Below are 24,356 nucleotides of genomic sequence, written 5' to 3'. Positions count from 1 at the left end.
TGAAATTAAAAAAACGATTAGCATTAAAACTACAAATAGCTAACATTCGATACATATCACCGGGTTATGCATATTTATAATGAATATTGCATGCAAAAAGCGTATGTTTCGCGCAGTTATTTTATGCTGTTAACAGTCAACCGCCAATTTTGATGATGCTGCGGAGCCCATTGTGACTCAATCACTGTTCGATTTTTCTGCATATTTCAAGTTTTTCATCGGCTTATTTGCTCTGGTTAACCCGGTGGGCATTATTCCGGTGTTCATTAGTATGACCAGCTACCAGCCGGCAGCAGTGCGCAATAAGACCAACCTGACCGCCAACCTGTCGGTGGCGATCATCCTCCTGACGTCACTGTTTCTCGGCGATGGCATTCTGAAGATTTTTGGTATCTCCATTGATTCCTTCCGTATCGCCGGCGGCATCCTGGTGGTGACCATCGCGATGTCGATGATCAGCGGTAAGCTCGGCGAAGATAAGCAGAACAAGCAGGAGAAGTCGGAGACGGCGGTGAGGGAGAGCATCGGCGTCGTTCCTCTCGCGCTACCGTTAATGGCCGGACCGGGAGCAATCAGTTCCACTATCGTGTGGGGTACGCGGTATCACTCCTGGGTGCATCTCGTCGGTTTTTCACTGGCGATTGCGGTCTTTGCCCTCTGCTGCTGGGGGATTTTCCGCATGGCGCCATGGCTGGTGCGTCTGCTGGGGCAGACAGGGATTAACGTTATCACCCGTATTATGGGCCTGCTGCTGATGGCTCTCGGCATTGAGTTTATTGTGACGGGGATTAAAGCGCTCTTCCCGGGGCTGCTGAGTTAGTTCGTTGCCACGCAGGCGGGGAGGCTCCCTTCACGCCTGCGCGATTATTAGCAAAACCTATTAACCAGCGCGGAACCGGCGGTAGGAATACTATTTTGCGATATCGCTATTAATTTCATGTTTTTCATTAAGATATGAAATATTTCTCTTAACATTCCCCTCACGTCTCTCCCTCCTGTGATGTTATTTTCTTCACATCATTCTCTGGCGCTTGCTGTCGGATCATCGAAATGATATTAGTAATTTTAACAAGGCTGCAGATGAATGTGCTAAAAAGTAATCTATTGTTAAATTTTTGTACAAAAAATCATCTTGTGGTCGCTGCTCAGTATGATGACTGATGTAAATGTCGTAACAGTATGATTAATAAGAATATTTTTGTATCGGCGTATTGTGGCAACCGCTAGTGACGCTGGCAAAGCCGGCAATAAAAGAGAATCCGGTAACATATTTGCAAATTGCATTGGCGGAGGTGTTTACCTTTTGGTACTTTCCGCCGTTATCGTCTGCTGAATTATGCGTGTAAATGAGAATCATTTTTAATCGTCTCATTGCGCCTGAACTGCCCTCCAGCGAGGGGGGAACGAATCGACGTTAAGACTGCCGTTCGAGCGGTCGTAATAAATAAGTCGGTGATAGCAATCTGCCAATCGCAAACACTCCTGCGTTGGACAGATCCCGAAAACGGGAAAAAAAACAGGCTGGTTAAAAAACCAGTAATTATAATGACTGGAGTTACAACACAATGACCATCATCACTAAAAAACGTTTGATCGCCGCAGGAGTGCTATCCGCGCTCATGGCTGGCAATATGGCTATGGCAGCGGATGTCCCGGCCGGTGTGCAGCTTTCGGATAAGCAAACGCTGGTGCGAAATAGCGGCGCCGAGCCGCAATCGCTGGACCCGAATAAAATTGAAGGGGTGCCCGAGGCGAATATTAGCCGCGACCTGTTCGAAGGCTTGCTGAATACCTCGCCGAAAGATGGCCACCCGATCCCTGGTGTGGCAGAGAGCTGGGATAATAAAGATTTCAAAGTCTGGACCTTCCATCTGCGTAAAGATGCGAAATGGTCTAACGGCGAGCCGGTTACCGCCCAGGATTTCGTTTATAGCTGGCAGCGTCTGGTAGACCCGAAAACAGCGTCTCCTTATGCCAGCTACCCGCAGTATGGTCATATCCTCAACGTTGATGAAATCATTGACGGCAAGAAAGCCCCAGGCGAGCTGGGCGTAAAAGCCATTGACGACCATACGCTGGAAGTCACCCTCAGCGAGCCGGTACCCTATTTTTACAAACTGCTGGTTAACCCGGCGATGTCTCCTGTCTATAAACCAGCGATTGAAAAGTTTGGCGAGAAGTGGACGCAGCCTGGCAATATCGTCACCAACGGCGCCTACACCCTGAAAGACTGGGTGGTCAACGAACGTATCGTGATGGAGCGCAACCCGCATTACTGGGATAATGCCAAAACCGTTATCAACACCGTCACCTGGCTGCCGACCTCTTCTGAAGTGACCTATGTTAACCGTTATCGCAGCGGTGAACTGGATATGACCTATAACCAGCTGCCGATCGAGCTCTTCCAGAAACTGAAAAAAGAGATCCCGAACGAGCTGCACGTTGACCCGTATCTGTGTACTTATTACTACGAAATTAACAACCAGAAAGCGCCGTTCACCGACGTGCGCGTGCGTACCGCGCTGAAGCTGGGTCTGGATCGCGATATCATTGCCAATAAGGTGAAAGGACAGGGCGATCTGCCGGCCTACGGCTACACCCCGCCGTATACCGATGGCGCGAAGCTGACCGAGCCGGAATGGTTTACCTGGTCGCAGGAAAAACGGAATGAAGAAGCGAAAAAACTGCTGGCCGAAGCCGGCTATAGCGCCGATAAACCGTTGACCTTCAACCTGCTGTATAACACCTCTGATTTGCACAAGAAGCTGGCGATTGCCGCCGCCTCGCTGTGGCGTAAAAACCTGGGCATTGACGTGAAGCTGGTCAACCAGGAGTGGAAGACGTTCCTCGATACCCGTCATCAGGGCACCTATGACGTGGCGCGTGCGGGCTGGTGCGCTGACTATAACGAGCCAACCTCTTTCCTGAACACCATGCTTTCTGACAGCTCAATGAACACTGCGCACTATAAGAGCCCGGCGTTCGACAAAATTATGGCTGAATCCGTAAAAGCATCCGATGAAGCACAGCGCACGGCGGCCTATGCGAAAGCAGAGCAGCAGCTGGATAAAGACAGCGCGATCGTACCGGTCTATTACTATGTTAACGCCCGCCTGGTGAAACCGTGGGTCGGTGGCTACACCGGTAAAGACCCGATGGATAACGTCTATACAAAAGACCTTTACGTTATCAAACATTAATGGCAATACGTGGAGCGGGCCTGTGCTCGCTCCATCGTGTCTTATTTGAGAGCAGTGCAAAGGCACACGCCAGAAGGTACGGGCAATGTTAAAATTTATCTTACGTCGCTGTCTGGAAGCGATTCCGACGCTATTTATTCTTATTACCATCTCATTCTTCATGATGCGTTTGGCTCCGGGAAGTCCTTTTACCGGGGAACGCACGCTACCGCCGGAAGTCATGGCGAATATTGAAGCAAAATACCATTTAAACGACCCTATCATGACGCAGTACTTCAATTACCTGAAGCAGCTGGCGCATGGCGATTTTGGTCCCTCCTTTAAATACAAAGATTATTCGGTCAACGATCTGGTGGCGGCCAGCTTCCCGGTTTCGGCGAAACTGGGCTTCGCCGCCTTTTTGCTGGCGGTTGTGATCGGTGTCGCTGCGGGCGTTATTGCCGCTTTGAAGCAGAATACCCGCTGGGACTATGCGGTGATGGGGGTAGCCATGACCGGCGTGGTTATTCCGAGCTTTGTGGTGGCGCCTCTGCTGGTGATGATCTTTGCCATTACCCTGCACTGGTTGCCGGGCGGAGGCTGGAACGGCGGGGCGCTGAAATTTATGATCCTGCCGATGGTGGCGCTTTCCCTGGCCTATATCGCCAGTATCGCGCGTATTACCCGCGGCTCAATGATTGAAGTGCTGCACTCTAACTTTATCCGCACCGCGCGGGCGAAGGGGCTGCCGATGCGCCGCATTATTTTGCGCCATGCGCTGAAGCCGGCGCTGCTGCCGGTGCTCTCCTATATGGGGCCGGCTTTCGTGGGCATCATTACGGGCTCAATGGTCATTGAAACCATTTACGGCCTGCCGGGGATTGGCCAGCTGTTCGTTAACGGGGCGCTTAACCGCGACTACTCGCTGGTGCTCAGCCTGACGATCCTGGTTGGCGCCCTGACTATCCTGTTCAACGCCATCGTTGACGTGCTGTACGCCGTTATCGATCCGAAGATTCGCTACTGAAGCCGGAGTTCGCCATGATGTTAAGTAAGAAAAATAGCGAGGCGCTGGAAAACTTCAGTGAGAAGCTGGAAGTGGAGGGGCGTAGCCTCTGGCAGGATGCGCGTCGCCGCTTTATGCATAACCGCGCCGCGGTCACCAGCCTGATTATGCTGGTGCTTATTGCGCTGTTCGTGACCTTCGCGCCGATGGTGTCGTCATTCTCCTATTTCGACACCGACTGGGGCATGATGTCCAACGCCCCGGACATGGCCTCTGGCCACTACTTCGGGACCGACTCCTCCGGTCGCGATCTGCTGGTGCGCGTGGCGATCGGCGGGCGTATTTCGCTGATGGTCGGGGTGGCGGCGGCGCTGGTGGCGGTGATCCTCGGCACGCTGTACGGTTCGCTTTCCGGTTATCTCGGCGGCAAAGTGGATTCGGTAATGATGCGTCTGCTGGAGATCCTCAACTCCTTCCCGTTTATGTTCTTCGTTATCCTGCTGGTGACCTTTTTTGGCCAGAATATCCTGTTGATTTTTGTCGCTATCGGCATGGTCTCCTGGCTGGATATGGCGCGTATCGTACGTGGACAGACCTTGAGCCTGAAGCGCAAAGAGTTTATTGAGGCGGCGCAGGTCGGCGGGGTCTCCACAGCGAGCATCGTGCTGCGCCATATCGTTCCTAATGTGCTGGGCGTGGTGGTGGTGTACGCCTCGCTGCTGGTCCCCAGCATGATCCTCTTTGAATCCTTCCTCAGCTTCCTGGGGTTGGGGACGCAGGAGCCGCTCAGCAGCTGGGGGGCATTGCTCAGCGATGGCGCCAACTCAATGGAAGTCTCGCCCTGGCTGCTGCTGTTCCCGGCGGGTTTCCTGGTGGTGACCCTGTTCTGTTTCAACTTTATCGGCGATGGTCTGCGTGATGCCCTCGACCCGAAAGACCGCTAAGGAGCGCTGCCATGACCATGATTGAAACGGCAAAAGCGCCGCAAGCGCAGAGCCACAGCGGCCTGCTGCTGGACGTGAAAGATCTTCGCGTCACCTTTAAAACGCCGGATGGCGATGTCACCGCCGTCAATGATCTGAACTTCACCCTGCAGGCGGGGGAGACGCTCGGTATTGTCGGGGAGTCCGGCTCCGGTAAATCGCAGACCGCCTTCGCCCTGATGGGACTGCTTGCGGCCAACGGCCGAATCGGGGGGTCCGCCACCTTTAACGGTCGGCAAATCCTCAATTTGCCTGAGCGTGAGCTGAACAAACTGCGCGCCGAGCAAATCTCGATGATTTTCCAGGATCCGATGACCTCTCTGAACCCGTATATGCGGGTGGGCGAGCAGTTAATGGAAGTCCTGATGCTGCATAAAGGGCTGAGCAAAGCCGAAGCGTTTGAAGAATCGGTGAAGATGCTCGACGCGGTAAAAATGCCGGAAGCGCGCAAGCGCATGAAGATGTTCCCACACGAGTTTTCCGGCGGGATGCGCCAGCGCGTGATGATTGCCATGGCGCTGCTCTGCCGGCCCCGGCTGCTGATTGCCGATGAGCCGACCACCGCCCTGGACGTCACCGTGCAGGCGCAGATCATGACGTTACTGAATGAGCTGAAACGCGAATTTAATACGGCCATCATTATGATCACCCATGACCTCGGAGTGGTGGCGGGGATCTGCGATAAAGTGCTGGTGATGTATGCGGGCCGCACCATGGAGTATGGTCAGGCGCGCGATGTCTTCTATCAGCCGTCTCACCCTTACTCTATTGGGCTGTTGAATGCGGTTCCTCGTCTGGATGCCGAAGGCGATGCGTTGTTGACCATTCCGGGCAACCCGCCAAACCTGCTGCGTTTGCCGAAGGGCTGCCCATTCCAGCCGCGCTGTCCGCACGCAATGGAACAGTGCAGCAGCGCGCCGCCGCTGGAGTCGTTCGCGCCAGGCCGCCTGCGCGCCTGCTTTAAACCGGTGGGGGAGCTGCTATGAACGCCGTAACTGAACAACGAAAAGTCCTGCTCGAAATTGCCGACCTGAAGGTGCATTTCGATATTAAAGATGGCAAACAGTGGTTCTGGCAGCCGTCGAAAACGCTGAAAGCCGTAGATGGCGTGACGCTGCGTCTCTATGAAGGTGAGACCCTCGGCGTGGTGGGGGAGTCCGGCTGCGGTAAATCGACTTTCGCCCGTGCCATCATTGGTCTGGTGAAGGCTACCGATGGCAAAGTGGCCTGGCTGGGTAAAGATCTGCTGGGCATGAAGCAGGAAGAGTGGCGCGACGTGCGCAGCGATATCCAGATGATCTTCCAGGATCCGCTGGCCTCGCTGAACCCGCGTATGACCATCGGAGAAATCATCGCTGAGCCGTTGCGTACCTATCATCCGAAGATGCCGCGTCAGGAAGTGCGCGATCGCGTGAAGGCGATGATGATGAAAGTCGGGCTGCTGCCTAACCTGATCAACCGCTATCCGCACGAGTTCTCTGGCGGTCAGTGTCAGCGCATCGGCATTGCGCGGGCGCTGATCCTCGAGCCGAAGCTGATTATCTGCGATGAGCCGGTGTCCGCGCTTGACGTGTCCATCCAGGCTCAGGTGGTCAACTTGCTGCAGCAGCTGCAGCGTGAAATGGGACTGTCGCTGATATTTATCGCGCACGATCTGGCGGTGGTTAAGCACATCTCCGATCGCGTACTGGTGATGTATCTGGGCCATGCGGTGGAGCTGGGAACCTACGATGAGGTGTACCATAATCCGCTACACCCCTATACCAAAGCGCTGATGTCGGCGGTGCCGATCCCCGATCCGGACCTCGAAAAAACGAAAACCATCCAGCTGCTGGAGGGCGAATTACCCTCGCCGATTAATCCGCCGTCGGGCTGTGTCTTCCGCACCCGCTGTCCGCTCGCCGGACCGGAGTGCGCCAAAACCCGCCCGGTGCTGGAGGGCAGTTTCCGCCATGCGGTTTCCTGCCTTAAGGTAGACCCGTTATAATCTCAGGGGCTGACGCAGGTCAGCCCTTTTTTTTGCGAGGTTAACGAAGTGGGTATGCTTTCTGCCGCTCGCCTGCGGCTTTATCATTTGCTTTTCGATCAAAACCGACGTTCCGGCCGCCGCTTCGAAGGGCTGTGCGGACTTTTCGCCTTGCTCAGCGTGGTGGTGATATTTGTCGAATCGGGGCTGGGCACGCAATATCATCTGACATTAGATGAATGGCATTTATTCGTCTGGCTGGAGCTGATGGTGACCGCGGTCTTTACCCTGGAGTATTTGCTGCGTATTGCGACATGGCCCAATCCGCTCCATTACATTTTCAGCTTCTGGGGGTTTATTGACTTAGCGACCATCCTGCCGCTATACGTGATGTGGCTGTGGCCGGAAATTAGCCTCAATTATGTCTTTGCCTGGCGGGCAATGCGGGCGATCCGCGCGTTGCGTATTCTCAAACTGTTGCGCTTTATGCCTTCGCTCAATGTGTTCTGGCGGGCGATTGTCAGCGCGCGCCATCAACTGATCCTGTTCTATTCGTTTATCGCCATTGTGATGGTGATTTTCGGCTCGTTAATGTACCTGATAGAAGGGCCAGAGTATGGTTTTACCACGCTCAACGCTTCGGTCTATTGGGCCATTGTGACCATCACCACCGTCGGCTACGGGGATATTACGCCGCACACGCCGCTGGGCCGCATCCTGGCCTCCATTCTCATCCTGATCGGCTACTCCATTATTGCCATTCCGACCGGACTTATCACCACCCATATGACCAGCGCCCTGAACCGGCGGCGCCAGCAGCGGGTATGCCCGCAGTGCCAGCAGGGCGACCATGACGATAACGCCCGGTTTTGCCACGCCTGCGGTCATGTCTTACCGAAGTAAACCCTCGGCATAAAAAAAGCCTGCCGGGTGGAACGCGGCAGGCTTTTCACTGGCGGGTCAGCGTTATTCACGCCACAGAATATGACACAGCTTGTGATCTTTCTCGCGGCACAGCAGCACGCGGGCGAAGATATCATTGATTTCCCCGCCGTCGGTATCCGCCAGGCCAATCACCACTTCGGCGAAGAAATCCGGGTTCAGATCGTAATCCACATGCTCTTCCCAGTCTGCGGATGGGTCGAACAGCTCGGCGCCGCCGCGCTCCTCAAACTGCAGGTTAAACAGAATGATGTCCGCCGGGTCGAGGTTATCGGCCGCCAGTTCGAGGAAGATGTCGTATGCCTGCTCAAGCGTTTCGTCTTCGGTCAGGCGGTTGTTTAAATCCATATCCATGATTGCTACTCATTCGGTATCTGATGGGCACGTTTTACAGCAACGGGCTGAAGAAGTAAAACAGTCGCTCGGCGATCCGCTGCCACAGCGGACGTTTTAACCAGAGACGGGCGTCCAGCAGGCGCGAGCGCGAGATATAGTCATCCTGAACCGCCGCCAGATCGCTGCCGAAGCCGGCGTCATCGATGACCAGCGTGATTTCAAAATTGAGCCACAGGCTGCGCATATCCAGATTCACGGTTCCCACCAGGCTCAGTTCGCCATCGACCAGTACGCTCTTGGTATGCAACAGGCCGCCTTCAAACTGGTAAATCTTCACCCCTGCCGCCAGCAGCTCGGTGAAAAAGGCCCGGCTGGCCCAGCCCACCAGCAGCGAATCGTTCTTGCGCGGTAAAATAATACTCACGTCCACGCCGCGCTGGGCGGCGGTACAGATCGCGTGCAGCAGGTCGTCGCTGGGTACGAAGTAGGGCGTGGTCATGATCAAATGCTCTTTCGCCGCGTAGGCGGCGGTGAGCAGCGCCTGATGGATCAGATCTTCCGGAAAGCCCGGACCGGAGGCGATCGTGTGGATGGTATGCCCACTGGCCTCTTCAAACGGCATGATATTGACGTCCGGCGGCGGTGGCAGAATACGCTTTCCGGTCTCGATCTCCCAGTCACAGGAGTAGACGATGCCCATCGAGGTCGCCACCGGGCCTTCCATGCGCGCCATCAGGTCAATCCACTGCCCGACCCCCGAGTCCTGCTTAAAGTAGCGGGGATCGACCAGATTCATGCTGCCGGTGTAGGCGATATAGTTATCGATCATTACCATTTTACGATGTTGGCGCAGGTCCATCCGGCGCAGAAACACACGCATCAGATTGACCTTGAGAGCCTCGACCACTTCAATGCCGGCGTTACGCATCATCGCCGCCCATGGGCTACGGAAAAAGGCCACACTGCCCGCGGAGTCGAGCATTAACCGGCAGTGAACCCCGCGACGGGCGGCGGCCATTAGCGATTCGGCGACGCTGTCGGCCATACCGCCTGGCTGCCAGATATAGAAGACCATCTCTATGTTATGGCGAGCCAGTTGAATATCGCGGATCAGGGCCTGCATGACGTCGTCAGATTCCGTCAGCAACTGCAGCTGGTTGCCTTTTACGCCGCCAATGCCCTGGCGCCGTTCGCAAAGCTTGAACAGGGACTCGGCCACCGGGCTGTTATCTTCGGCAAAGATATGTTTGCAGGCTTTGAGGTCGTTTAACCATTTGGCCGTGGAAGGCCACATCGCCCTCGCGCGTTCTGCCCGCCGCTTGCCAAGATGCAGCTCGCCAAAGGAGAGATAGGCGATGATCCCCACCAGCGGCAGGATATAAATGATCAATAACCATGCCATGGCGGACGGCACAGCGCGGCGTTTCATTAGAATTCGTAATGTTACACCGGCGATCAACAGCCAGTACCCCAAAATGACCAGCCAGTTCACCACCGTGTAAAAGGTTGTCATAGATGTAAAATCCTTTTGAATGACGTTATGTGATGAGTTTACGCATCAGTATTTTTCTGGCAAATAAAAACGCAGCGAAAGCGGTGGTCAGTCGCCGGCAGAGGTTTATAATGGGGGCTGTTTTCACTCGTAGAGTCGTTGCAATGAAGCGTAGTAGAACGGAAGTAGGGCGCTGGCGCATGCTGAGACAGGTGAATCGCCGTAAAGCGCGCTGGCTGGAAGCCCAATCACGCCGCAATATGCGGATCCTCGCTATCAGGAAGGGACTGGTGAAACGGCAGCGTCATGCTCTGCTGTTTATCTTCCCCGACAGTTAAACGAGCAGAACAACGGCACCGAACGCGGTGCCGTTGTCGTTTTCCCGCTCTGCGCGGCATTCCCTTTTAACATCGCCAGATCGCCTATTGAAATATCTATGCGATGCCTGTCAGGGTATGACGGGGGATTATCGACAGAACGCCTTTTTCCGCAACAGGCATTCACCGCCGTGTGGAAGTCCGGACAGGGCGTGGGGTCGTCGATCGTTTTTCAATGTCATGCTCACTATCAGGATACCCACCCTGAATAAAACGCACCGCTTTTGCGGGCGTTAATTTATTTGGCATAGGCTTCCGTGGATAACGTGATAGTCACGTTATCACTCACCGCCGGAACATATTTATCAAGCTTGAAGTCTGAACGTTTTATTACCCCTGTGGCATCAAAACCAATGGCCTGTTTTTTCACCATTGGATGCATATCCTGTTTATTCAAAGTGGCATGCAATACAACCGGTTTGGTGATGCCCTTAATGGTCAGGTTACCTTCAACATCATATTTATTGTCGCCTTTACTTTCCACCCGGGTGCTCTGAAAAGTGGCCTCAGGATACGTGTTGACATCGAAGTACTCTTTGCCTAAAAACTCATCCGTTAACGCTTTGACATGAGTGTCAATGGTTTTGACTGGCAGCGTGACGTGCACAGAGGATTTTTCCGGGTTGTCTTTGTCAAAAGACAGTTTCCCTGAAACATCAGAGATATACGCTGTAGGGTTAGAGAAGCCAAAATGGTTCCAGGCAATAACAACGGAAGTATGCTGCGGATCCAGGCTATATTCTGTCGCTGCGGCTTGTGACACAGGAATATATAAGGCAAGCAGAGAAAGCAATGCGGTTTTTTTCAGGGTATTCACATAAAAATCCTCATAAGCGTCAGGTACATAAATGGTAGCCCAAAAAAATGCGGCACTTATTGAAAACATTTGTTATTCCCGTTCAAATTTTTTAATCAACCAAAAATCACCCTACAATTACTCTGCGTGAAGTTTACCCAGCGAAATTAATCGACTTTAAAAAATGATCATCTGCAACGTAAATCTGGTTGCGTAGTTTTTAGACGTTCATTCCATATTGATATGTGCCTGTATCAGCGCACTCCGTTTATTTTCAGACGCTTTCAAGCCACCGCGATCCTGAATGCAGTAAGATGGTGATATGGGGTCCCATACCTGCGGAACGGGATATGCATGCTTATTTACTTCAGGCCTTTATATCTGTTGGTCAGCATCTATCTCTCTTTAACGATCTTCTTTCAACTGTATTTTGGATTTACCGGGCGATGTCAGGATGTGCTGGCTTGTAAAGCAAGCGCTAAATCCAATGCAAGACCTCTGTTGCAGACTGATTCAATACATTAGCAATTCAAAATCATGCCCGGCGTCGACGTTTGGTCCAGCATTTTCAATGGCCGCAAAAGGCGAGGTGAGGGTCGATGATGTCGTCGAAGGAGAAAGGATGTGCTCATCTTCCAGGCGTCTCAGGCGGATAACAGACAACACTTGCGTGCGGTTAAAAAGGGCGACATTTTAATGTGATGTAGCAAAATGCGCCCTTTCATCTGATGGCCTGGTGCGTTGTTGCCGTTAACCAGAAAAAGAAAAGGGTATTTTCAAAATACCTTCTTATATGGTTTAACAGAGACCTGGCGGTAGACGCCGGCGGCGATATACGGATCGTCATTAGCCCAGGCCTGAGCCGCTTCCAGCGATTCAAACTCAGCGATCACCGTTGAGCCGCTGAATCCGGCTGCGCCCGGTTCGTTGCTGTCAACGGCCGGCATTGGCCCGGCGGTAAGCAGCCGACCTTCATCATGTAAAAGTTGTAGACGCGCAAGGTGCGCGGGGCGAACCGAGAGCCGCTTTTCCAGAGAATCGGCGATATCTTCAGCGTAGATAACGTAAAGCACGGCAAAGCTCCTTATCATTAAACAGGCGAATTACGTTAAGTTAAACGACGATGGACTGCAATGCAAAGATGCGCCCCGGTGTCGAATGCCCCGCTGACGCGGCTTTTTTCCGCAAATGGTGGCAAATATTGACTCAGGTTAAGACGGCTTATTGAATATGATTGCTATTTGCATTTAAAATCGGAGCATCATTTTTCAACAGAAACGACTATGAGCGCAATGACCCTTGATTTACCTCGCCGCTTCCCGTGGCCAACGCTGTTATCCGTGGCTATCCACGGTGCCGTTGTGGCGGGGCTGCTTTATACCTCGGTACATCAGGTTATTGAACAGCCTTCCCCGACGCAGCCGATAGAGATCACGATGGTGGCGCCGGCCGATCTTGAGCCGCCCCCGGCGGCGCAACCCGTCGTGCAGCCCGTTGTTGAACCTGAACCGGAGCCGGAACCTGAGGTGGTCCCGGAGCCGCCGAAAGAGGCGCCGGTGGTGATCCATAAACCAGAACCTAAGCCGAAGCCCAAACCTAAACCGAAGCCCAGGCCGGAGAAAAAGGTTGAGCAGCCGAAGCGGGACGTCAAACCGGCCGCGGAGCCGCGTCCGGCTTCACCGTTTGAAAACAACAATACGACGCCAGCGCGCACCGCGCCGAGCACCTCCACCGCAGCGGCCAAACCCACCGTCACTGCCCCGAGCGGCCCGCGGGCGATCAGCCGCGTTCAGCCGACCTATCCGGCGCGCGCTCAGGCGCTGCGCATTGAAGGAACGGTACGGGTGAAGTTTGACGTCACGCCTGATGGCCGAATTGATAATCTGCAGATCCTCTCCGCCCAGCCGGCGAATATGTTTGAGCGCGAGGTGAAAAGCGCGATGCGCAGATGGCGTTACGAGCAGGCAAGACCGGGAACCGGCGTGACGATGACCATTAAATTCCGTCTCAATGGCGTCGAGATTAACTGATAATGCAGGGCGGCGGACCGGTGAGGTCCGCCGTAAACTTTGTCTAACGCGTTTTTTCCATCAAGACATCGTCCAGCGCCTGCTGGACCGTCACCAGGTGCTGGCCACCGAACAATATCGCCCGGTTCAGCAGGGTATAAAGCTGGTAGATCGGCTGACGCTCGAGAAAACCAGCCGGCAGCGGTGAGACGGACTGATAGCCGTCATAGATCTGCGGGGGTTGTTCCGGGTGCATCGGCAGCATAGCTAAATCACATTCGCGGTCGCCCCAGTAGCAGGCCGGGTCGAAGATGTAGGGGCCATCCGGCCCTAAGGCGCAGTTGCCGGACCACAGGTCCCCGTGTAGCAGCGAAGGTTGCGGCTGATGGTTGGCCAGCCGCTGCTGTACCACATCGACTAAGGTATCGATATCGCCAAAGTGCAACCCTTTCTCCGCCGCCAGCTCCAGCTGCCAGCCGATACGCTGCTCGGCGAAGAACACCGACCAGCGACGTTGCCAGGCGTTGGGCTGCGGCGTGGTGGAAAGATCGTTATCAAAATCCAGACCGAACTGCGGCTGATCGCTCCACTGATGCAGGTGGGCTAACTGCTGGCCAAGCAGGAAAGCGTTATGCGCATCCAGCGGACGGGGAGGGAGGTATTCCATGACCACGAAGCTGTAGTCGCGATCGCTGCCGACGGCAAAGACCTGCGGTACGCGAACGGTTTTGCTTCGCGACAGCAGCTCCAGCTGATCGGCCTCGGCGGTGAAGATAGGCAGGAGTTCCCGTTCGTCGCATTTCACGAAGTAATCTTTGCCGCCGAAACGCAAATGCCAGGCGGAATGGATCTCTCCGCCGGGCAGCTCGGTTTTCAGTTCGATTTCAGCGTCTTCGGTATGCCAATCGCGTAAAAGAGTACTGATTGCTTGCCACATGCTGTCTCTCCCCATGTTTTCCACCATATCATAAGGTTAGCGCATTACTCCCGGGTAAACCTGGAACTGACGCACAACTGACGCTTTACGTTGCGCTAAACGCACTTATTGAGCTTTTAACCATTCAGCGAATGTGCTGACGGCGATCTCCGCCGGGCGGCCAAGGGCCGCTTCCGCCAGTCCGGCGCTAAGGGCCTTCACTTCCTCGGCTGCCTGGGCGCTCAGCAGGCCAAAGGTATTGGTGCCCAGCTCATGGGGAGTGCCCTCTTCATCATTGAGCGTCAGTACAAACCCTGCCCGGGTAAAATGGTTGCTGACCTCATTGATCTCCGTTAGCGCCTGTTCGTGGAAGTTCACGCTGACGACCCAGGCGGTAATATCATTGCTCATTTCTACACCCCGTTGTTATGCATGGCCTTTCCAGCATAGACCATCCTGCAAATATCGTGGTTCCCCTCCGCCAGCGCGGAGGGGCAGGGGAGATCAACGCCCGCAGAGATAATCGTAGATTTTTTGCGTATTGGCCTGCGAGCAGAGGCGGGTGCCCTGGTTGATGGTCGCGGCGCTACCGGCGGCAACACCAAAGCGTACCATGTCTTCGAGGCTGGCGTTCTCCGCCAGACGTAAGGTCATGGCGCCCACCATGCTGTCGCCGGCGCCGACGGTGCTCTGGCTTTTCATTGGCGGCGGCACCACCTGAACACTGCCGCTGGCGTCAACCCCCAACGCCCCCTGCGGACCAAGGGAGACCACCACCCGGCGAACTTTACCGGACTGGATCAACGATTGAGCGGCAAGGCGAACGTCATCGGGCTGGCTCAGATCGCGCTGCACGAGGGCGCTGAGCTCTTTCTGGTTTGGCTTCACTAATTCAATATTGCCGACGTCCAGCGCGGCGGCCAGCGCGTCGCCGGAGCTGTCGATAATGCAGCGCAGGCCCTGCTGTTGCGCATGCTTAACCAGCTGCATCAGATTTTCGACGCTGATTCCTGGCGGCAGACTGCCGCTGATCACCAGCAGAGAGCCGGGATCGATGGTCAGGACTTTCTCTTCCAGACGGCGGAATTCATCGTCTGTCAGCGCGGCGCCGGGCATCACAAAGCGATACTGTTCGCCGCTGGCGGCTACGTGAACGTGCAGGTTCTGTCGTGTCCAGTCGCGGGTTTCGACGGTCTCGACCGGCACCTGCTCATCGGCCAGCAGGGCGGCAAGGTGCTCGCCGGTGGCGCCGCCAATAGGGAAAATGGCGGTGGCTTTCCCGCCGAGAAAGGTCACGGCGCGGGCGACGTTGATCCCACCGCCGCCGGGTTCAAATACCGGCGCGCTGCAGCGGAGTTTCCCTTCCGGGTAGATCTGCGGGGTTTGGGTGGCGCTATCCAGCGAGGGGGCCAGCGTGAGCGTATAAATTTTGGTCATTCCTTCTCCTCCTTAATACGGCGACTGTACTTTATTTAAGCATGGCACGATGATCCAGGGAGGGAAAGTGCTGTCCCTGAGAGATTTGCAAAGAAGCCTGTATTTTCATTATGAAATAAAGATTGTTTCCGGAGCTGTCTTATTCAAAAAACGAAAGAGTAAGTGATTGCTATGTTATTCGTGCTTTTTTATAATTTGCTACCTTTCTTAGGACCTGCATTCCGCGATCCTCGCGAAAGTTTCCGGGACCCACAGGTCTCTTTTATGTTGTACGGACGCTAAATTCAATGAGCCGGCAAAGTGACGCCTGTTCATCATTTGTACTGTCCTAAAAAATGTATTTTAGAGAGTTATAATGAAGCTTTTAAAGACAGTACCCGCAGCGGTCATGCTGGCGGGGGGGCTTTTTGCGTCTGTTGGCGCAATGGCCGATGATTCTGTATTTACCGTCATGGATGACCCTTCCGCTGCCAAAAAACCGTTCGAAGGAGTGGTCAACGCAGGTTACCTGGCGCAGTCCGGCAACACCAAGAACTCCTCAATGACGGCCGATTCCACCCTGACCTGGTATGGCAATACCACCGCCTGGTCGCTGTGGGGCAACGCCAGCAACACCTCGTCCAACGATGAGCGCTCCTCAGAGAAATATGCTGTCGGTGGCCGTAGCCGCTATAACCTGACCGATATGAACTACGTCTTTGGGCAGGGCAGTTGGCTAACCGACCGCTACAACGGCTATCAGCAGCGCGATGTTCTGACAGCGGGCTATGGTCGTCAAATCCTCAACGGACCAGTGCATAGCCTGCGGTTTGAATTTGGTCCTGGCGTCCGCTATGACGAATACACCGACGGGGATACCGACACTCAGCCGCTGGGTTACGCCTCCGGAACCTGGGCCTGGCAGATGACCGACAACGCCAAATTTACTCAAGGGGTATCGGTGTTTGGCGCCGAGGACACCACGGTCAACTCAGAGAGCGCGTTAAACGTGGCGATTAACGCCCACTTTGCGCTGAAAGTGGCGTACAACGTCACCTGGAACTCGGAGCCGCCTGCGTCTGCGCCGGAGCATACCGATCGCCGGACCTCGCTCTCCCTCGGGTATAAGATGTAATATTTTCAGGCCGGGTTTCCCGGCCTGATCGTTTTAGATTTAGCAATAAGTGACATTATTTTTTCTGGCAATTCGTTTTAGTTTTTATAAAAAGAAACGGGCCTCCATCTTTTCTCCATTATTCTCCGTTTGCTGACAAATATTCATTCTATTTGACACGAAAAGCTAAATATTCGACGGACAAATATGTGATCTGGATCTATACTAAGAGTCACTGACCGAATGGCGACATTGTTCGGTCCGTCTTCCGTAATAAGAGAATAAACATCATGAAAAACAGCCAATTTACCATCGCAGCCCTGGCGCTGTGCGTGCTTTCCTTTGGCGCATCAGCCGCCACGCCAGTTCCGCCGTCGGGTAACCAGGACCATACGCAGGTAGGTATCGCCAAAGCAACCGACGTTGAGGCCGGTTCGAATATTGCCCCCGGTTCCCGTAGCACCGGACAATCCATGAGCGATGCCTTTAATGTGCATACGCTGGTAGCAGGCGAGTGGTCTTAATATCGCAGGCTACTGCTTCACGGGCAGACTATTAAGCCGGGTAGAGTGGTACCGGTTTAACGACCCGCGCTAAACATCACGCAGGCAATATCAAGGCGTCTCTTTTAGTTTGTCCGCATAATATCATCCGGCTTCGCTGGTGATTATTTTCGCGTCTTCCTGGCGGATATTCTGCTTTTATCCGCGCGGCTCTTGTTTTCTCCACATTCCGCCATCATTTATGCTATTACGGCTTTAATCACGTACCAATGATGTGTACACTACTCCCCGGTGTTATCAGCAGGCGGCAGCAGGCGGGAACGATCGCTCCGGTCGTGCTCCTCTTTTCGCAGAGTGAAGCGGGAACTGCGCCTTAACCTGATGATAATGATGATTATATAGTTTTGTATGTGCTCTTTCGTGTGGGGCACCACTGCAAATAAGGACATAAAATGCCTGTAATTACGCTTCCTGATGGCAGCCAACGCCATTTTGATCACGCTGTCAGCCCGATGGACGTCGCGCTGGATATCGGCCCGGGTCTGGCGAAAGCCACCATCGCCGGGCGGGTAAACGGTGAACTGGTAGACGCCTGCGACCCGATTGAAACTGATTCCACCCTCTCTATTATCACGGCTAAAGATGAAGAAGGGCTGGAGATCATTCGTCACTCCTGCGCGCACCTGTTAGGTCATGCCATCAAGCAGCTGTGGCCCAACACCAAAATGGCTATCGGTCCGGTTGTTGATAATGGCTTCTACTATGACGTAGACCTCGACCATACCCTGACTCAGGAAGATATCGACGCGCTCGAAAAACGTATGCATGAGCTCGCCGAGAAAAACTACGATGTCATCAAGAAGAAAGTGAGCTGGCACGAAGCGCGTGAAACCTTCGTGAAGCGCGGCGAAAGCTATAAAGTTTCTATTCTTGACGAAAACATTGCCCATGATGACAAGCCTGGCCTGTATCATCATGAAGAATATATCGATATGTGCCGCGGTCCGCACGTGCCGAACATGCGCTTCTGCCATCACTTCAAGCTGATGAAAACCGCCGGTGCCTACTGGCGCGGCGACAGCAACAATAAAATGTTGCAGCGTATCTACGGCACCGCGTGGGCAGATAAAAAAGCGTTGAATGCTTATCTGCAGCGTCTGGAAGAAGCCGCCAAGCGCGACCACCGTAAAATCGGTAAGCAGCTCGACCTGTATCATATGCAGGAAGAGGCGCCTGGGATGGTGTTCTGGCACAACGACGGCTGGACTATCTTCCGTGAACTGGAAACCTTTGTCCGTTCGAAACTGAAAGAGTATCAGTACCAGGAAGTCAAAGGTCCGTTCATGATGGACCGTGTGCTGTGGGAAAAAACCGGCCACTGGGACAACTACAAAGATGCGATGTTCACCACCTCTTCTGAGAACCGTGAATACTGTATTAAGCCGATGAACTGCCCGGGCCACGTGCAGATCTTCAACCAGGGGCTGAAATCCTACCGCGATCTGCCGCTGCGTATGGCGGAGTTTGGTAGCTGCCACCGTAACGAACCATCAGGCGCGCTGCACGGTCTGATGCGCGTTCGCGGCTTTACCCAGGATGATGCGCATATCTTCTGTACTGAAGATCAGGTTCGCGATGAAGTGAACGCCTGTATTCGTATGGTTTATGATATGTACAGCACCTTTGGCTTCGAGAAGATCGTCGTCAAACTGTCGACTCGCCCGGAAAAACGTATCGGCAGCGACGAGACCTGGGATCGCGCGGAAGCGGATCTGGCGGTGGCGCTGGAAGAAAATAATATCCCATTTGAATATCAACTGGGTGAAGGGGCGTTCTACGGCCCGAAAATTGAATTTACCCTGTATGACTGTCTCGATCGTGCATGGCAGTGCGGTACGGTACAGCTGGACTTCTCTCTGCCGCAGCGTTTAAGCGCCTCCTATGTGGGCGAAAACAACGAGCGTCAGGTGCCGGTCATGATCCACCGTGCGATTCTCGGTTCTCTGGAGCGCTTCATTGGCATCCTGACCGAAGAGTTCGCTGGCTTCTTCCCAACCTGGATTGCACCAGTGCAGGTGGTGGTCATGAATATCACCGATTCTCAGGCTGAATACGTTAACGAATTGACGCGTAAACTACAAAATGCGGGCATTCGTGTAAAAGCAGACTTGAGAAATGAGAAGATTGGCTTTAAAATCCGCGAGCACACTTTACGTCGTGTCCCGTATATGTTGGTCTGTGGCGACAAAGAAGTCGAAGCCGGCAAAGTGGCCGTGCGCACCCGTCGCGGGAAAGACCTCGGCAGCATGGACGTAAATGAAGTGATCGAGAAGCTGCAACAAGAGATTCGCAGCCGCAGTCTTCAACAACTGGAGGAATAAGGTATTAAAGGCGGAAAACGAGTTCAAACGGCACGTCCGAATCGTATCAATGGCGAGATTCGCGCCCAGGAAGTTCGCTTAACAGGTCTGGAAGGTGAGCAGCTGGGTATTGTGAGTCTGAGAGAAGCTATCGAAAAGGCTGAAGAGGCTGGAGTAGATTTAGTTGAAATCAGCCCTAACGCCGAGCCGCCAGTTTGTCGTATCATGGACTACGGCAAGTTCCTTTATGAAAAGAGTAAGTCTTCTAAGGAACAGAAGAAGAAGCAGAAAGTTATCCAGGTTAAGGAAATTAAATTCCGCCCTGGTACTGATGAAGGTGACTATCAGGTAAAACTCCGCAGCCTGATTCGCTTTCTCGAAGATGGCGATAAGGCCAAAATCACGCTGCGTTTCCGCGGTCGTGAGATGGCCCACCAGCAGATCGGTATGGAAGTGCTTAACCGCGTGAAAGACGATCTGGTTGAACTGGCAGTAGTCGAATCCTTCCCAACGAAGATCGAAGGCCGCCAGATGATCATGGTGCTCGCTCCTAAGAAGAAACAGTAAGGCCATCAAGAAACATTTCCGGTGGGCTTCGGCTCACTGGTTTTGTTCGCCTTTGTTTCGTTTATTAACAATGCGAAGTGGAAGTTATTAAAATGCCAAAAATTAAGACCGTACGCGGTGCTGCTAAGCGCTTCAAAAAAACCGGTAAAGGTGGTTTTAAGCACAAGCACGCTAACCTGCGTCACATTCTGACTAAAAAAGCTACCAAGCGTAAACGTCACCTGCGTCCGAAAGCCATGGTTTCCAAAGGCGATCTGGGCCTGGTTATCGCGTGCCTGCCGTACGCATAAGTCGTTAACGTTTAACTTTTTTAACTTAGAATAGATACAGGAGAGCACACATGGCTCGCGTAAAACGTGGTGTAATTGCACGTGCACGTCACAAGAAAATTTTGAAACAAGCTAAAGGCTACTACGGTGCGCGTTCTCGCGTATACCGCGTTGCCTTCCAGGCTGTTATCAAAGCTGGTCAGTACGCTTACCGTGACCGTCGTCAACGTAAACGTCAGTTCCGTCAACTGTGGATTGCACGTATCAACGCAGCAGCACGTCAGAACGGTATTTCTTACAGCAAATTCATCAATGGCCTGAAAAAAGCCTCTGTTGAAATCGACCGTAAGATCCTGGCTGACATCGCCGTATTCGACAAAGTAGCGTTCACCGCTCTGGTCGAAAAAGCGAAAGCAGCTCTGGCATAAGCCAGTTGAAAGAGGGAGCTTGTCTCCCTCTTTTCGTTTCAACACCATCAATACATTGACTTTTATCGGCGCAGGCTTTTCAATACAGGTCTGACGTTTCTTACCAGACAAGGTAATGCAAGCATGAATGCTGCTATTTTCCGCTTCTTTTTTTACTTTAGCACCTGAACTCAGGAGGCTAGCGCGTGAAAGAAGAAACGGAAAACAGCGCCAGAAAGCCTCCCCTGTGGAGGCTTTTTTCGTATATGGATTCGGAATATTAATTTCACTATAACCGGTGTCTGCACCGACATAATGAGGAAAACCATGTCACATCTCGCAGAGCTGGTTGCCAGTGCCAAGGCAGCCATTAACGAGGCATCAGATGTTGCTGCGCTGGACAACGTCCGCGTGGAATACCTGGGTAAGAAAGGGCATCTGACCCTGCAAATGACCACCCTGCGTGAGTTGCCGCCGGAAGAGCGTCCGGCAGCCGGTGCGGTCATCAACGAAGCGAAAGAGCAGGTACAGCAGGCGCTGAACGCGCGCAAAGCCGAACTGGAAGGCGCGGCGCTGAATGCTCGTCTGGCTGCAGAGACCATCGACGTCTCGCTGCCGGGTCGCCGCATTGAGAATGGCGGTCTGCATCCGGTCACCCGCACCATCGACCGTATTGAAAGTTTCTTCGGTGAGCTCGGCTTTACCGTGGCGACGGGCCCGGAAATCGAAGATGATTACCACAACTTCGATGCGCTGAATATCCCGGGCCACCATCCGGCGCGCGCTGACCACGACACTTTCTGGTTCGATGCCACTCGCCTGCTGCGCACCCAGACCTCCGGCGTGCAGATCCGCACCATGGAAAACCAGCAGCCGCCCATCCGTATTATCGCGCCGGGCCGCGTCTATCGTAACGACTACGATCAGACCCACACCCCGATGTTCCATCAGATGGAAGGTCTGATCGTTGATAAAAACATCAGCTTCACCAATCTGAAAGGAACCCTGCACGACTTCCTGAACAACTTCTTTGAAGAAGATCTGCAGGTACGCTTCCGTCCGTCCTACTTCCCGTTCACCGAGCCGTCCGCGGAAGTTGACGTGATGGGTAAAAACGGCAAATGGCTGGAAGTGCTGGGCTGCGGGATGGTGCACCCGAACGTGCTGCGCAACGTGGGTATCGATCCGGAAGTGTACTCCGGCTTCGCCTTCGGCATGGGCATGGAGCGTCTGACCATGCTGCGCTATGGCGTCACCGATCTGCGCGCGTTCTTCGAAAACGATCTGCGTTTCCTCAAACAGTTTAAATAAGGGCAGGACAGAACAATGAAATTCAGTGAACTGTGGTTACGCGAGTGGGTTAACCCGGCGATCGACAGCGAAGCGCTTTCCGATCAGATCACCATGGCGGGCCTCGAAGTGGACGGCGTTGAGCCGGTTGCCGGCAGCTTCAACGGCGTCGTTGTCGGTGAAGTAGTGGAGTGCGGTCAGCACCCGAACGCCGACAAACTGCGCGTCACCAAAGTCAACGTCGGCGGCGAACGCCTGCTGGACATCGTCTGCGGCGCGCCAAACTGCCGTCAGGGGCTGAAAGTCGCCGTGGCGACCATCGGCGCGGTGCTGCCGGGCGATTTTAAAATCAAGGCCGCGAAACTGCGCGGCGAGCCGTCAGAGGGGATGCTGTGCTCCTTCTCCGAGCTGGGCATTTCCGATGATCATAGCGGAATTATCGAGCTGCCGGCGGATGCGCCGATCGGTACCGATATTCGCGAATATCTGAAGCTTGACGATAACACCATCGAAATCAGCGTCACCCCGAACCGTGCCGACTGCCTGGGCATCATCGGCGTCGCGCGCGATGTGGCCGTGCTGAACAAGGCGCCGCTGAACGCGCCGGAAATCACCCCGGTTGCCGCCACCATTGACGATGTGCTGCCGATTCAGGTTGACGCCCCGCAGGCGTGCCCGCGCTATCTGGGCCGCGTGGTGAAAGGCATCAACGTCAAAGCGCCGACGCCGCTGTGGATGAAAGAGAAACTGCGCCGCTGCGGGATCCGCTCCATCGACGCGGTGGTTGACGTGACCAACTATGTGCTGCTTGAGCTGGGCCAGCCGATGCACGCCTTTGACCGCGACCGTATCGAAGGCGGGATCGTGGTGCGCATGGCGAAAGAGGGCGAAACCCTGGTCCTGCTCGATGGCTCCGAAGCGAAGCTCGACAGCGATACCCTGGTCATTGCTGACCACAACAAAGCGCTGGCAATGGGCGGGATCTTCGGCGGGGAACACTCCGGCGTTAACGACGAAACCCAGAACGTACTGCTGGAGTGTGCCTTCTTCAGCCCGCTGTCCATTACCGGCCGCGCGCGCCGTCACGGCCTGCACACCGATGCCTCTCATCGCTATGAGCGCGGCGTCGATCCGGCCCTGCAGTATAAAGCGCTGGAGCGCGCCACGCGTCTGCTGATCGACCTCTGCGGCGGCGAAGCCGGCCCGGTGATTGACGTGACCAACGAAGCGACCCTGCCAAAACGCGCCACCATCACTCTGCGTCGCAGCAAACTGGATCGCCTGATTGGCCACCATATCGACGACGCGCAGGTCACTGACATTCTTCAGCGCCTCGGCTGCGAAGTGACGGTGGGCGAGGGCGAATGGCAGGCGGTGGCCCCGAGCTGGCGTTTCGACATGGAGATCGAAGAGGATCTGGTCGAGGAAGTGGCTCGCGTTTATGGCTACAACAACATTCCTGATGAGCCGGTGCAGGCGGGTCTGATCATGGGTACCCACCGTGAAGCCGACCTGTCGCTGAAGCGCGTGAAAACGCTGCTGAATGACAAAGGCTATCAGGAAGTGATCACCTACAGCTTCGTCGACCCGAAAGTCCAGCAGCTGATCCACGCCGGTGAAGAGGCGCTGATCCTGCCAAGCCCGATCTCCAGCGAAATGTCGGCCATGCGCCTGTCGCTGTGGACTGGCCTGCTGGGGACCGTGGTCTACAACCAGAACCGTCAGCAGAGCCGGGTTCGCATCTTTGAGAGCGGTCTGCGCTTTGTGCCGGACACCAATGCGCCGCTGGGCATTCGTCAGGATGTGATGCTGGCCGGGGCGATCTGCGGCAACCGCTACGAAGAGCACTGGACACTGGCGAAAGAGACGGTCGATTTCTATGATCTGAAAGGCGATCTGGAAGCCGTTCTGGATTTAACCGGAAAATTAGCGGATATCGAATTCCGTGCTGAAGCGACCACCGCGCTGCATCCGGGGCAATCCGCAGCGATTTATCTTAAAGGTGAACGCATTGGTTTCATTGGGGTTGTTCATCCTGAGCTGGAACGTAAACTGGATCTGAACGGTCGCACTCTGGTGTTTGAACTGGAGTGGAACAAGCTCGCAGACCGCGTGGTGCCTCAGGCGCGCGACATTTCCCGCTTCCCGGCGAACCGTCGCGACATCGCGGTGCTGGTCGCGGAAAACGTGGCTGCCGCCGATGTTTTAGCCGAATGTAAGAAAGTTGGCGTAAATCAGGTAGTTGGCGTAAACTTATTTGACGTGTACCGTGGTAAAGGTGTGGCGGAAGGGTATAAGAGCCTTGCGATTAGCCTGATCCTGCAGGATACCAGCCGTACACTCGAAGAAGAGGAGATTGCCGCTACCGTTGCCAGATGTGTAGAGGCATTAAAAGAGCGATTCCAGGCATCATTGAGGGATTGAACCT

The 24,356-nt window shown here is 54.3% G+C and carries 25 protein-coding genes and 1 other annotated feature; of the genes, 18 read left to right on the top strand and 7 right to left on the bottom strand.

Annotated elements, in window-relative coordinates; genetic code table 11:
- Window positions 1-172: 172 nt before the first annotated feature.
- From QLG03_RS00665 to QLG03_RS00635, 7 genes are all read left to right on the top strand, one after another.
- Window positions 173-820, top strand: a complete 648-nt coding sequence (locus QLG03_RS00665) for a YchE family NAAT transporter (protein WP_255987860.1) — start codon at window positions 173-175, stop codon at window positions 818-820.
- 745 nt (window positions 821-1,565) lie between these two features.
- Window positions 1,566-3,200 (top strand): oligopeptide ABC transporter substrate-binding protein OppA, encoded by a 1,635-nt coding sequence (gene oppA / locus QLG03_RS00660; protein ID WP_023290124.1) that lies wholly within the window; start codon window positions 1,566-1,568, stop codon window positions 3,198-3,200.
- 85 nt (window positions 3,201-3,285) lie between these two features.
- Window positions 3,286-4,206 (top strand): oligopeptide ABC transporter permease OppB, encoded by a 921-nt coding sequence (oppB, locus tag QLG03_RS00655; protein ID WP_002910089.1) that lies wholly within the window; start codon window positions 3,286-3,288, stop codon window positions 4,204-4,206.
- Between the two features lie 14 nt (window positions 4,207-4,220).
- Complete coding sequence (gene oppC / locus QLG03_RS00650) at window positions 4,221-5,129, top strand: oligopeptide ABC transporter permease OppC (RefSeq protein WP_004145396.1); 909 nt, start codon at window positions 4,221-4,223, stop codon at window positions 5,127-5,129.
- Window positions 5,130-5,140: 11 nt separating this feature from the next.
- Complete coding sequence (locus tag QLG03_RS00645) at window positions 5,141-6,154, top strand: ABC transporter ATP-binding protein (RefSeq protein ID WP_023290123.1); 1,014 nt, start codon at window positions 5,141-5,143, stop codon at window positions 6,152-6,154.
- On the top strand, window positions 6,151-7,155 hold the full coding sequence (oppF, locus tag QLG03_RS00640) for a murein tripeptide/oligopeptide ABC transporter ATP-binding protein OppF (protein WP_002910083.1): 1,005 nt from the start codon (window positions 6,151-6,153) through the stop codon (window positions 7,153-7,155). Before QLG03_RS00645 ends, oppF begins: the two co-directional genes overlap by 4 nt.
- Before the next feature lie 54 nt (window positions 7,156-7,209).
- Complete coding sequence (locus QLG03_RS00635; protein ID WP_048297756.1) at window positions 7,210-8,037, top strand: ion transporter; 828 nt, start codon at window positions 7,210-7,212, stop codon at window positions 8,035-8,037.
- Between the two features lie 63 nt (window positions 8,038-8,100).
- On the opposite strand, the gene QLG03_RS00630 is transcribed toward QLG03_RS00635, so the two are convergent.
- The gene (locus tag QLG03_RS00630; protein WP_002910079.1) at window positions 8,101-8,430 is read right to left on the bottom strand and encodes an HI1450 family dsDNA-mimic protein; all 330 of its coding nucleotides are present in this window, start codon (window positions 8,428-8,430) and stop codon (window positions 8,101-8,103) included.
- Window positions 8,431-8,464: 34 nt separating this feature from the next.
- Complete coding sequence (gene cls, locus QLG03_RS00625; RefSeq protein WP_023290121.1) at window positions 8,465-9,925, bottom strand: cardiolipin synthase; 1,461 nt, start codon at window positions 9,923-9,925, stop codon at window positions 8,465-8,467.
- A gap of 143 nt (window positions 9,926-10,068) precedes the next feature.
- Here cls and QLG03_RS00620 point away from each other — a divergent pair, with 143 nt between their 5' ends.
- Window positions 10,069-10,242 carry a YciY family protein gene (locus tag QLG03_RS00620; RefSeq protein WP_004194006.1) on the top strand — a complete coding sequence of 58 codons (174 nt, stop codon included), beginning with the start codon at window positions 10,069-10,071 and terminating at the stop codon, window positions 10,240-10,242.
- A 277-nt stretch (window positions 10,243-10,519) separates the two neighbouring features.
- Here the strand turns inward: QLG03_RS00620 and QLG03_RS00615 are convergent, their stop codons facing one another.
- Together QLG03_RS00615 and QLG03_RS00610 are read right to left on the bottom strand one after the other, a co-directional pair.
- A complete protein-coding gene (locus QLG03_RS00615) occupies window positions 10,520-11,167 on the bottom strand; it encodes a YceI family protein (protein WP_181446289.1) in 648 nt (215 codons plus the stop codon).
- A 686-nt stretch (window positions 11,168-11,853) separates the two neighbouring features.
- The gene (locus tag QLG03_RS00610; RefSeq protein WP_002910042.1) at window positions 11,854-12,150 is read right to left on the bottom strand and encodes a YciI family protein; all 297 of its coding nucleotides are present in this window, start codon (window positions 12,148-12,150) and stop codon (window positions 11,854-11,856) included.
- Between the two features lie 210 nt (window positions 12,151-12,360).
- On the opposite strand from QLG03_RS00610, the gene tonB reads away from it, so the two are divergent.
- The gene (gene tonB, locus QLG03_RS00605; RefSeq protein WP_032428890.1) at window positions 12,361-13,107 is read left to right on the top strand and encodes a TonB system transport protein TonB; all 747 of its coding nucleotides are present in this window, start codon (window positions 12,361-12,363) and stop codon (window positions 13,105-13,107) included.
- 43 nt (window positions 13,108-13,150) lie between these two features.
- On the opposite strand, the gene QLG03_RS00600 is transcribed toward tonB, so the two are convergent.
- From QLG03_RS00600 to pfkB, 3 genes are all read right to left on the bottom strand, one after another.
- Complete coding sequence (locus tag QLG03_RS00600; RefSeq protein WP_023290117.1) at window positions 13,151-14,023, bottom strand: fructosamine kinase family protein; 873 nt, start codon at window positions 14,021-14,023, stop codon at window positions 13,151-13,153.
- A gap of 105 nt (window positions 14,024-14,128) precedes the next feature.
- Window positions 14,129-14,413: a type V toxin-antitoxin system endoribonuclease antitoxin GhoS gene (gene ghoS / locus QLG03_RS00595; RefSeq protein WP_023290116.1), complete on the bottom strand. Its 285-nt coding sequence runs from the start codon at window positions 14,411-14,413 to the stop codon at window positions 14,129-14,131.
- A gap of 93 nt (window positions 14,414-14,506) precedes the next feature.
- Window positions 14,507-15,439 carry a 6-phosphofructokinase II gene (gene pfkB / locus QLG03_RS00590; RefSeq protein WP_023290115.1) on the bottom strand — a complete coding sequence of 311 codons (933 nt, stop codon included), beginning with the start codon at window positions 15,437-15,439 and terminating at the stop codon, window positions 14,507-14,509.
- A 355-nt stretch (window positions 15,440-15,794) separates the two neighbouring features.
- Between pfkB and QLG03_RS00585 the strand changes: the two genes are divergently transcribed.
- From QLG03_RS00585 to pheT, 9 genes are all read left to right on the top strand, one after another.
- Window positions 15,795-16,553, top strand: a complete 759-nt coding sequence (locus QLG03_RS00585; protein ID WP_004203142.1) for a YdiY family protein — start codon at window positions 15,795-15,797, stop codon at window positions 16,551-16,553.
- 269 nt (window positions 16,554-16,822) lie between these two features.
- Entirely contained in the window at window positions 16,823-17,056 is a 234-nt protein-coding gene (locus QLG03_RS00580) for a hypothetical protein (protein WP_023290114.1), read from the top strand.
- 431 nt (window positions 17,057-17,487) lie between these two features.
- On the top strand, window positions 17,488-19,416 hold the full coding sequence (gene thrS / locus QLG03_RS00575) for a threonine--tRNA ligase (RefSeq protein WP_017900777.1): 1,929 nt from the start codon (window positions 17,488-17,490) through the stop codon (window positions 19,414-19,416).
- 3 nt (window positions 19,417-19,419) lie between these two features.
- Entirely contained in the window at window positions 19,420-19,962 is a 543-nt protein-coding gene (gene infC / locus QLG03_RS00570; protein ID WP_004189469.1) for a translation initiation factor IF-3, read from the top strand.
- Window positions 19,963-20,054: 92 nt separating this feature from the next.
- Window positions 20,055-20,252: a 50S ribosomal protein L35 gene (gene rpmI / locus QLG03_RS00565; RefSeq protein WP_001124225.1), complete on the top strand. Its 198-nt coding sequence runs from the start codon at window positions 20,055-20,057 to the stop codon at window positions 20,250-20,252.
- A 50-nt stretch (window positions 20,253-20,302) separates the two neighbouring features.
- Window positions 20,303-20,659, top strand: coding sequence for a 50S ribosomal protein L20 (rplT, locus tag QLG03_RS00560; RefSeq protein ID WP_000124850.1), 357 nt, complete (start codon window positions 20,303-20,305; stop codon window positions 20,657-20,659).
- A gap of 118 nt (window positions 20,660-20,777) precedes the next feature.
- Window positions 20,778-20,902: a sequence feature (Phe leader region), on the top strand.
- Window positions 20,783-20,827, top strand: coding sequence for a pheST operon leader peptide PheM (gene pheM / locus QLG03_RS00555; RefSeq protein WP_001386830.1), 45 nt, complete (start codon window positions 20,783-20,785; stop codon window positions 20,825-20,827). It overlaps the preceding feature by 45 nt.
- A gap of 63 nt (window positions 20,903-20,965) precedes the next feature.
- A complete protein-coding gene (gene pheS, locus QLG03_RS00550; RefSeq protein ID WP_002909105.1) occupies window positions 20,966-21,949 on the top strand; it encodes a phenylalanine--tRNA ligase subunit alpha in 984 nt (327 codons plus the stop codon).
- Window positions 21,950-21,964: 15 nt separating this feature from the next.
- Window positions 21,965-24,352 (top strand): phenylalanine--tRNA ligase subunit beta, encoded by a 2,388-nt coding sequence (gene pheT / locus QLG03_RS00545; protein ID WP_023290113.1) that lies wholly within the window; start codon window positions 21,965-21,967, stop codon window positions 24,350-24,352.
- The last annotated feature ends 4 nt before the right edge of the window (window positions 24,353-24,356 follow it).

This window comes from Klebsiella sp. V115_8, assembly GCF_029967715.1.
Taxonomy (GTDB): Bacteria; Pseudomonadota; Gammaproteobacteria; order Enterobacterales; family Enterobacteriaceae; genus Klebsiella; species Klebsiella quasipneumoniae.
Note: the sequence above shows the minus strand (reverse complement) of the source record. Positions and strands in the feature narration are given on the sequence as shown.

Coding starts and splice junctions, on each gene's coding strand:
- oppA (WP_023290124.1), top strand. CDS start 1,566: ATGACCATCATCACTAAAAAACGTTTGATCGCCGCAGGAGTGCTATCC.
- oppB (WP_002910089.1), top strand. CDS start 3,286: ATGTTAAAATTTATCTTACGTCGCTGTCTGGAAGCGATTCCGACGCTA.
- oppC (WP_004145396.1), top strand. CDS start 4,221: ATGATGTTAAGTAAGAAAAATAGCGAGGCGCTGGAAAACTTCAGTGAG.
- QLG03_RS00645 (WP_023290123.1), top strand. CDS start 5,141: ATGACCATGATTGAAACGGCAAAAGCGCCGCAAGCGCAGAGCCACAGC.
- oppF (WP_002910083.1), top strand. CDS start 6,151: ATGAACGCCGTAACTGAACAACGAAAAGTCCTGCTCGAAATTGCCGAC.
- QLG03_RS00635 (WP_048297756.1), top strand. CDS start 7,210: ATGCTTTCTGCCGCTCGCCTGCGGCTTTATCATTTGCTTTTCGATCAA.
- QLG03_RS00630 (WP_002910079.1), bottom strand. CDS start 8,430: ATGGATATGGATTTAAACAACCGCCTGACCGAAGACGAAACGCTTGAG.
- cls (WP_023290121.1), bottom strand. CDS start 9,925: ATGACAACCTTTTACACGGTGGTGAACTGGCTGGTCATTTTGGGGTAC.
- QLG03_RS00620 (WP_004194006.1), top strand. CDS start 10,069: ATGAAGCGTAGTAGAACGGAAGTAGGGCGCTGGCGCATGCTGAGACAG.
- QLG03_RS00615 (WP_181446289.1), bottom strand. CDS start 11,167: ATGTTTTCAATAAGTGCCGCATTTTTTTGGGCTACCATTTATGTACCT.
- tonB (WP_032428890.1), top strand. CDS start 12,361: ATGAGCGCAATGACCCTTGATTTACCTCGCCGCTTCCCGTGGCCAACG.
- QLG03_RS00600 (WP_023290117.1), bottom strand. CDS start 14,023: ATGTGGCAAGCAATCAGTACTCTTTTACGCGATTGGCATACCGAAGAC.
- ghoS (WP_023290116.1), bottom strand. CDS start 14,413: ATGAGCAATGATATTACCGCCTGGGTCGTCAGCGTGAACTTCCACGAA.
- pfkB (WP_023290115.1), bottom strand. CDS start 15,439: ATGACCAAAATTTATACGCTCACGCTGGCCCCCTCGCTGGATAGCGCC.
- QLG03_RS00585 (WP_004203142.1), top strand. CDS start 15,795: ATGAAGCTTTTAAAGACAGTACCCGCAGCGGTCATGCTGGCGGGGGGG.
- QLG03_RS00580 (WP_023290114.1), top strand. CDS start 16,823: ATGAAAAACAGCCAATTTACCATCGCAGCCCTGGCGCTGTGCGTGCTT.
- thrS (WP_017900777.1), top strand. CDS start 17,488: ATGCCTGTAATTACGCTTCCTGATGGCAGCCAACGCCATTTTGATCAC.
- rpmI (WP_001124225.1), top strand. CDS start 20,055: ATGCCAAAAATTAAGACCGTACGCGGTGCTGCTAAGCGCTTCAAAAAA.
- rplT (WP_000124850.1), top strand. CDS start 20,303: ATGGCTCGCGTAAAACGTGGTGTAATTGCACGTGCACGTCACAAGAAA.
- pheS (WP_002909105.1), top strand. CDS start 20,966: ATGTCACATCTCGCAGAGCTGGTTGCCAGTGCCAAGGCAGCCATTAAC.
- pheT (WP_023290113.1), top strand. CDS start 21,965: ATGAAATTCAGTGAACTGTGGTTACGCGAGTGGGTTAACCCGGCGATC.